The organism is Xanthomonas sp. D-36-1, assembly GCF_017746155.1.
Classification (GTDB): Bacteria; Pseudomonadota; Gammaproteobacteria; order Xanthomonadales; family Xanthomonadaceae; genus Xanthomonas; species Xanthomonas cissicola.
This window is the reverse complement of the sequence record NZ_JAGHWR010000058.1, coordinates 24,832-32,733: the sequence shown is the minus strand read 5'-3', so window position 1 is coordinate 32,733 and position 7,902 is coordinate 24,832. Positions and strand designations below refer to the sequence as shown.

Annotated in this window: 7 protein-coding genes and 2 pseudogenes; 4 read left to right on the top strand and 5 right to left on the bottom strand. The window is 66.2% G+C overall.

Annotation, left to right across the window (positions count from 1 at the left end; all coding sequences use genetic code 11):
- The first annotated feature begins 442 nt into the window (after window positions 1-442).
- Window positions 443-931: a hypothetical protein gene (locus tag J7367_RS15935; RefSeq protein ID WP_057663976.1), complete on the top strand. Its 489-nt coding sequence runs from the start codon at window positions 443-445 to the stop codon at window positions 929-931.
- A 205-nt stretch (window positions 932-1,136) separates the two neighbouring features.
- On the opposite strand, the gene J7367_RS15930 is transcribed toward J7367_RS15935, so the two are convergent.
- Both J7367_RS15930 and J7367_RS15925 read right to left on the bottom strand, forming a co-directional pair.
- Window positions 1,137-2,243, bottom strand: coding sequence for a type II toxin-antitoxin system RelE/ParE family toxin (locus tag J7367_RS15930; RefSeq protein WP_057663950.1), 1,107 nt, complete (start codon window positions 2,241-2,243; stop codon window positions 1,137-1,139).
- On the bottom strand, window positions 2,230-2,436 hold the full coding sequence (locus tag J7367_RS15925) for a hypothetical protein (protein ID WP_057663953.1): 207 nt from the start codon (window positions 2,434-2,436) through the stop codon (window positions 2,230-2,232). The genes J7367_RS15930 and J7367_RS15925 overlap by 14 nt, the downstream gene beginning before the upstream one ends.
- A 271-nt stretch (window positions 2,437-2,707) precedes the next feature.
- Between J7367_RS15925 and J7367_RS15920 the strand changes: the two genes are divergently transcribed.
- Window positions 2,708-3,235 carry a hypothetical protein gene (locus J7367_RS15920; protein ID WP_057663955.1) on the top strand — a complete coding sequence of 176 codons (528 nt, stop codon included), beginning with the start codon at window positions 2,708-2,710 and terminating at the stop codon, window positions 3,233-3,235.
- A 23-nt stretch (window positions 3,236-3,258) separates the two neighbouring features.
- On the opposite strand, the gene J7367_RS15915 is transcribed toward J7367_RS15920, so the two are convergent.
- The 3 genes and pseudogenes from J7367_RS15915 to J7367_RS15905 form a co-directional block, all read right to left on the bottom strand.
- Window positions 3,259-4,524, bottom strand: a complete 1,266-nt coding sequence (locus tag J7367_RS15915) for a phospholipase D-like domain-containing protein (protein ID WP_007964982.1) — start codon at window positions 4,522-4,524, stop codon at window positions 3,259-3,261.
- Window positions 4,525-4,644: 120 nt separating this feature from the next.
- Window positions 4,645-5,192, bottom strand: a pseudogene (locus J7367_RS15910) (RNA 2'-phosphotransferase).
- 155 nt (window positions 5,193-5,347) lie between these two features.
- Window positions 5,348-6,181, bottom strand: coding sequence for an SDR family oxidoreductase (locus tag J7367_RS15905; protein WP_057663958.1), 834 nt, complete (start codon window positions 6,179-6,181; stop codon window positions 5,348-5,350).
- 100 nt (window positions 6,182-6,281) lie between these two features.
- Here J7367_RS15905 and J7367_RS15900 point away from each other — a divergent pair, with 100 nt between their 5' ends.
- Window positions 6,282-7,184: a LysR family transcriptional regulator gene (locus J7367_RS15900; protein ID WP_007964977.1), complete on the top strand. Its 903-nt coding sequence runs from the start codon at window positions 6,282-6,284 to the stop codon at window positions 7,182-7,184.
- Between the two features lie 106 nt (window positions 7,185-7,290).
- A pseudogene (locus tag J7367_RS15895) lies at window positions 7,291-7,823 on the top strand (YdeI/OmpD-associated family protein).
- The last annotated feature ends 79 nt before the right edge of the window (window positions 7,824-7,902 follow it).

Sequence of the window (7,902 nt, the reverse complement as noted above, 5' to 3'; positions counted from 1 at the left end):
TGTTCAGACCTTCCCTAAGTGACGGATCCGTTCTGTCTCAGTTGTTGTCTGGCTCGATCGACCGAACCCGGTTTGTTCTCCTCTGAAAATCAAAACTGCATCACGTAACGAAATCGCTGAGACGATTTGTCGGGTTGGCATGTTGCAGAAACTCAAAATCGCTGCACCAGAAAGTAATCGATTAAACATCGATAGAGATCTGGAATCACCTTCAACGCCGTATCTCATCGTCAAAAGCGCAAGCGATTATCTGCTGTTTGAGATGTTCGCAAATGCCACTGCGTGCTCTTTCAAAGCGCAGTACATCGCACTACAAACCGTGGCCGCTGATCGTCCTTGCACCATAAACTCACACTCAGGAGTGATCAAAATGATCCAGAAAAAAAACCGTCGTTGTGCGCTTGCGGCATGCAGCCTCTCGCTTGTGGCGATGGCGCTGTGCATGAGCGCAGCTGTTGCCGCAGCGGTGCCCGGGAAGGAAACGGTTACGTTGAGCCATGTCTTCGCCACGCTGCAGAACGGCCAGCAGGATCAGAAGCCCGAAGATGTTGCCGCGTGTCGCAAGCAGGTTGCGGAGCCGACGTCCAAATACCTGGGAGTGGCGGTCACCACCACCTATTCCATCGATGTGCAGTCGAAGATGATGAGCGCTTCGGCGTCGCTGCCATCGCCTGTTGCCACGCAGCCGCTGATGCTCACGGTGCCGCTGTCGCCGTTGGGGTTGTCTGGCGAGTATGCGTTTGGTGCGTTCCGGCCGAGCGCACTGCCCAATACCTATGTGCTGTTCTCGATCGGTCTGAATTTCAAGGGGCCCAAGTCGTCCGTGCTCGTGCTCAACAGCGACAAGCGCTACAACTGCCTGGTCACCAGCGATCCGGCGCCCTTCAAGGGAGCCTTGAGCAGCCAGCTTGGAAAGGACCAGGGGCGTTGATGTTGCAGCATCCCAGTCGCCGCCGTACGGGCCAGCCGACCAGGGCTTCAGCGCGTTCGGCCAACCTCTGCGCGGCGGCGTCACAGAGCAGGATGTGCCCAGCACAGGGCGCTGGCGATGGGCCGAGCGGGTGGCGTTGTTCGGGACGCCATATCCGAGCAAGCGGCGTGGCCGCCTGCCGCAATGTCTGGCGGGCAACCACCCCTCAGCGATACGGCCCCGGCCCACGCCAGACCGGTTCGCCCTGGCGGTAGACCTCCATCATGTTGATGACCTCGCGCGCGTCGCCGATGGACTTCAGCTCGGGCGAATCCGGTGGCAGCAGGCGGCATTTGCTGGAGCCGCGTTTGAGCGCGACATCCAGCGGGCAGATCATGCGTTGCTGGGTGCCGGGCAGGATGATGGCGATTTCCTGCATGCCTTGTTCTTTCCATGCGCGTAGCTGGGTTTCGCTGCGCACGTCGTAATAGACCTGGAAGCCGCCGATATCCAGGCTGGGCTGGGCGTTGTTGCGGTCGTTGCGGCGGCCCTGGCTGATGGTGGGGGTGTTGGCCATGCCGTCTTCGGCGCCGTCGGCGGGTTCGTCGAGCATGCCCGGCGGGCGGCCGGTCCAGGTGTCCGGGCGGCGCTGGGCGGATGCCGCCGGGGGGGCGGGCGGTTGCGGCGGCGTGGGCCGTTGCTGGCGACGCGGCTGGCGGCGTTCGGCCAGGCTGCCTTGCGCGGTATCGCCCTGCGGCGGCACCGGATTTTTGGCTTGCCGCACCAGCGTGGACTGTACCGGCGAGGCAGCCGGTGGCGGCTGCACGGGCGTGGGTGTCGGTGGCACCGGGGTAGGCGAGGGCACCGGCTCATCGGGCTGCGAGGTGTCGCCGACGAAATCCACCTTGATGCGTCCACCGCTGGCCGAGCCCTGCGGCGGGGTCATGGTGGGGGTGGAGGCCGACAGCAGGATCAGCAACATCAGCACGTGCAGCAGTGCGCTGATCAGCGCGGCAATCCACGGTTCGATGCGTTCGATCAGCGGCTCGGTGCGTGGCAGCCAGTCGCCGGCTTCCAGATGGATGTGCAACACCTGCAGGGCGCCGTCGCGCACGCGGTAGACCAGCACATACGGGGTTTGCTTGACCACCCATTCGCGGGTGCCGGGCACGCGGCCAGCGCGGCCACGGCCAGGTTGCTCGGCCAGCGTGCGGGTGGCTTCCAGCACCTGCCGCGCCAGCGCGGCAGCGGCGGTCGGGTTGAGCGCGTGGTAGTGATCCTGGGCGTGTGCAAGCTGCGTGGCGGCCGGGACGGTCCAGTCACGCCGTAACATCAACGCCCCATCTGGCGAACAGTGCGCTCATCTGTGCCGGAGCCGTCAACGCGCCCTGATCTGCAGCGGCAATCCCTTCCTGCACCGCGGCCTGGAAACTGGCGTCGGTCACGACGCGGACCACCTCGCCCCATCCAGCCGTCTCGGGCAGCGTGTCGATCAGCATATGGGCGTCTTGCTTGATGGCGGACATGGCACGGCGGTGGGGGAGCACTGCGCAAGTCTACCCGCGCCGCTCCTGTTCGCGTGTGGCAGGCGCTGGCGTCCTCGCGCGGCGTTCACCGGACAGGCGGCAAGCGCCTGCGCGGCAGCGGTCTGGGGTAGCGTACAGCCGTGCCGCACGCGGTGCAGGGCAGCGACCGGCGGTGCTGCCGCCTGCAGAAAGTGACACTTGGCACCTTGTTCGCGCCCATGGCTGGTTTCATTCTGCGCGGGTCGCTCCACTCATTCGCAAAGGACTCGCCATGCCCGCCGCTGCCATCGCACCCCTGACGCCGTATCTCTCGATGGCCGCCATCGGCTACCTCTACTACCGGCGCATCCGGCGCAGCTTCGGCCGGCAGCAATGGAAGCCGGTGGCCACGGCGGTGCGCAGCGCCGTGCTGCTGATCGCCGTGGCAGCACTGACGTTCGCGGTGTACGGCTTGCCGCAGGTGCGGCTCGGTATTGCCGCAGGCACGCTGGTGGGCATCGGCCTGGGTGCGCTGTCGCTGCGCTACACGCATGCCGAATGGGTGGATGGTCAAGGCTGGTACACGCCCAATCCCTGGATCGGCGGCGGTTTGATGCTGGTGCTGCTGGGGCGCCTGGCCTGGCGCTGGGCCGATGGCGCATTCACTGCCGGTGCGGCGGCGGCCGGTTCGCAGGCCAGCCCGCTGACCCTGGGGATTGCCGCGGCACTGGTGCTGTATTCGCTGGTGCACGTGGGCGGGTTGTGGTGGCGGCTGCGCCAGCTGCGCCTTCAAGCAAACTTGGCAAGGCCGGCGCTCTAGGCGCCGCCACCCGCCCTGCGCGTTCACACCTGCGAGCGGAACGGAAACACCAGCTTCTCGCCAAGCTTCTGCCGCAACGGCCGCGCGCGCCAGCGCTCCAGCGAATATTGCTCGGCACGTTGCAGATCGCGCTCGAACACCTCGGTCATGCGTGCAGCCAGCGTGCGGTCGTAGACATTCAGGCTGGCCTCGTCGTTGAGGCGGAACGAGCGGATGTCGAAATTGGTGGAGCCCACCGAGACCAACAGGCCGTCGATGATCAGCAGTTTGGTATGCAGCATGGTGGGCTGGTATTCGTGGATCTCGATGCCGGCCTGCAGCAACGGCTCCCAGCTGGCCTTGGAAGCCAACCGGACCGAGACTGCATCGATATGCTTGCCGGGCAGCAGCACGCGAATGTGCACGCCGCGCGTGCGTGCTTCGAGCAGCGAGCGGGTGATCAAGGCATCGGGTACGAAATACGCCGCAGCCAGGTCGATGGTGTGGCGTGCGGCGGCGATGGCGATCAGATACATCAGGTGCATGCTTTCGCTGCCGCCGGCCGGCGAGGCCACGAACAACTGCGCATCGCTGTCGCCGGCAGACTCCAGCGCCGGGTAATACTGCGCGCCGTTGACCACACGGCCGGTGGTCTTGATCCAGTTGTCGTTGAAGGCGGTCTGCACCTGCGCCACCACCGGGCCCTCGATGCGGTAGTGGGTGTCGCGCCAATGGTCCGGGTCCTGCGCGTCGCCCATCCATTGGTCGGCCACGCCGACCCCACCGGTGAAGCCGATGCGGCCATCGATCACCAGCAACTTGCGGTGGGTGCGGTTGTTGATGCGGTGCAGGTTGTACCAGGCCAGGGGGCGGTAGCGATGCACCTCCACGCCGGCCTCGGTCATGGTCTCCACCAGCGCATGGTCCATCTTCAGGCTGCCGCCCCAGTCGATGGTGACCCGCACGGCCACCCCGGCACGCGCGCGCTCGGACAAGGCGTCGCTGAACTCGCGGCCGATCTCGCCCGACCAATAAATATAGGTCTCGAAGGTGATGGTGTGCTGCGCGCTGCGGATCGCGTCCAGCATGGCTGGAAAGATCTCGCGGCCGTTATTGAGCACGTCGATCCTGTTGCCGGGCAGGATGGCCGGCCCCAGCAACACCGACATCTCGCGCTTAAATTGCGGATCGGCGACGTCGTACAGGTGTTTGGGGATGTGCTCGAGCTTTTTCTCCGGCGTGGCGAAGTTGAGCAGCAGCAGCCCCACCAGCAAGGTGACCGCCACGGCGGCCACGATGATCCATGTCATGCATCCCACTCCGATGTCCCGCCACTGCGGGCGCAAGCGGCCGGCATTTTGGCAAGGCCGGTGGCATGGGGTTTGTGAAGGGGCTGCAGCAGGTGGGATGCACGCGATGTGCTGCCTGCCTCACTCCACCAGATGCAGGTAGTTCGGTGGTACATGCAACGTCAGCCAGATGCCGTTGTCGGCCTGGTGAAAAAACATCGCCGTCCTCGTGCATCTGCAGGCTGTGCACGCGTAGCACGCCAGGTGCGCCGTGCCGTGCGCCGATCGTGGCGGCGGTCTGCGGATCAGCGGACAGATGCACATGATAGCGTTGCCCGGGCTGCAGACCTTGGACAAGGATCGCTTCGAGAAAGCCGGTCGCGGTGCCGGGGTACGGCATCGACGGTGGCATGCGCGCCACATGCGCCAGAGCGACGGTCGCTGTGGAGTGGCCTTGGACTGCGCGGATTTGCCGACCATCGGCAGACAGCGCAATGCGCTGCTTGTCGTTGCTGGAGACCACTGCACGGATCAGGTCTGCGTCACGCGCCCTTCCAGCGGCAGCGGCGGCAGCGATCAGGGCATCGATGTCGGCCCATCCTTCGCGATCCAGCGTCAGCCCGATGGACTGCGGCGCATGCCGAAGGACATCGGAGGAACTTGCTGGTCTCGGTGTGCAGCGAGCGCATGTGCGGTGTTGGGGGCGTGGCGCGTGGCGCGTGGATGCGACTCTAGTGCCGCGTGCTGCGGCAGACCCGACGCATTGCACGATGCGGCATGCAGCGCGTGTCTGCATGCGGCGTCGCGCAGGCGCACATCCACATCCACTTCTGCGTCTGCCGCATCACGGTGGCGGGCTGTCGGTCGACATGGCAATGCCGCGTTGCGCCTCGAGTTCGGCCAGGCGGGCGCCCAGGGCCTGCCGGATGGAATGGTAGGCGCTGGCACCCATCACCAGCCGCCGCGGTGGCGGGGCGTGTTCGGTGCTGGCGATCATCGCGTCCACCATGCGTTGCGGGTCGCCAGCGATGACCCAGCTGCCATCGTCCAGTGCGCGGCTGAGCGCTCCGACCGGCGTGTCGGCGTAGTCGGCAGGAATGTGGGTGCGTACCAACGCGGCGCCGAAATTGGTGCGGGCCGGGCCAGGCTCGGCCAGGGTGAAGTGGATGCCGAAGCCGGCCACTTCCTGCTGCACGGCTTCGACGAAGCCTTCGATGCCCCACTTGCTGGCGTGGTACAGGCTGAAGCCGGGATAGGCGATCTGCCCACCTTCCGATGACACCTGCACCACGTGCCCGCCGCCCTGCTGGCGCAGCCCCGGCAACACGGCCTGGATCAGTGCGATGGAGCCGATGAGGTTGGTGTCGATGACCGCGCGGACCTGCGCTTCGGTGGCGGCCTCGGCCGCGCCCAGCGTGCCGTAGCCGGCGTTGCTGACCACCACATCGATGCGACCCAGCGCTGCGAATGCCTGTGCCACCGCTGCGTGCACGGCTGCAGTCTCGCGCACGTCCAGCTGCAGCACCGTCGCTGCATCGCCATACCGGGCCTGCAGATCGGCCAGCGCGTGTGGTTTGCGGACGGTGGCGACGATCCGATCGCCGCGCGCCAGCACGGTCTCCGCCAGGAGGCGGCCGAAGCCGGACGATGCGCCTGTGATGAGCCAGGTCTTGGACATGGGAGTGGCCTTGTTCGCTGGAGAAGGCTTCACTCTAGGAAACGGGTATTGCTGGGTCTATGCCATAAAATTCGAATGACTTGATGCGGTTTTACCACCAATGTCCAAGCCCAGCTTCAACGATCTGGTCGCCTTCACTGCGGTCGCCACGCACCGCAGCTTTCGGCGCGCCGCCGCTGAGGTGGGCTTGGCGCCGTCTTCGCTCAGCCATGTGATCAGCGCGCTGGAGCGCAATCTCGGCGTGCGGCTGCTGCACCGAACCACCCGTAGCGTGTCGCTGACCGAAGCCGGCGAACGCCTGTACGCAAGGCTGGTACCGGCGCTGCAGGAGGTGGACCACGCGTTGCTGGCGCTGGACGATTTCCGTGGCGGGCCCACCGGCACGGTGCGCATCAACGCACCGGAAGTGGTGGTGCAGGTATTGCTGCAGCAGGTGGTGCCGCACGTGCTGGCGCGCCACCCGGCGCTATCGGTGGATCTGGTGAGCGAAGGCCGGCTGGTGGATATCGTGGCTGCAGGATGCGATGCCGGCATTCGCTTCAGCGAGTCGGTGCCGCAGGACATGGTGGCGGTGCCGTTCGGTGGGCCTACGCGCTTCCTCGCCGTCGCGGCGCCAGCCTATCTTGCGCGCGCGGGGATTCCACCAACGCCCGATGCCTTGCACCGGCATGCCTGCATCCGCCATCGCATGCCCAGCGGCAGGCTGTACCACTGGGAGTTCGAACGCCGTGGCCAGGAAGTGGTGATCGATGTGCCCGGGCGGCTCACCCTGGACCAGATCGCACCGATGCGCGAGGCGGCCGAAGCCGGCCTTGGCATCGCCTATGTACCCGAGTACGCGGTAAGCGCCGCCCTGCAACGCGGCACGTTGGTGCCTGTGCTGGAAGCATGGTGCCCGGCCATCCCGGGGCTGGTGCTGTACTACCCGGGGCATCGGCATCTTCCGCCGGGTCTGCGCGCCTTCATCGAGATGCTCAAGGAGGTGCTGCCGCAGCACGGCTGAAGCGCGCGTCACGGCTGCGACCATGGCGCTGCCTGCACGATCACGCGTGCGCCAACGCGGCAGCAAACAGCAGAACCTAGGGGTGTGCGGTGCTATGGTTCGCGCCATGCATCCGGCCGCCGCCATCCGGTTCGCTGCCACCTCGCTGCAACCGGCAGCGCCGGCCGATGTCACCTGGCTGTTTCTACTACTGCAGCGGCGAGCAACGCGCAGCATGGTGAGCGTCACCGGCACGGTGGCCGGGACCCGCTGCAGGCGACGCTGCAGCCGGACGGGCGGGGCGGGCATTGGCTCGCGATCGAACGCGCCCTGCAGCAGGCAGCCGGTGTGTCGGCTGGACAGATGGTGGCGCTCGCGCTGGCGCCCGTTGCCGAAGAACCCGCGCCGCTGGTGCCGGACGACCTGCATGCAGCGTTGGCCGCGCAGCCGACCGCGTGTGCGACCTGGGACGACGTCACCGCCGTGGCGCGGCGCGAGTGGATCTTCTGGGTGGTGTCCGGCAAAAAGGCCCAAACGCGGAGCAAGCGCATCGCCACCGCATGCGCCATGCTGGCCTCGGGCAAGCGGCGTGCGTGCTGTTTCGATCGCTTGGGCAAGGACCGCCACGCGCTGGCGGCACCCACGCCAAAAGCGGGCTGAAGCAGGCGGCCCGGTGCGCGAGTTGCCGCCATCTATAAGCCAAAATGCTTACATGCGTCACACAAGCGCGCACCTATAC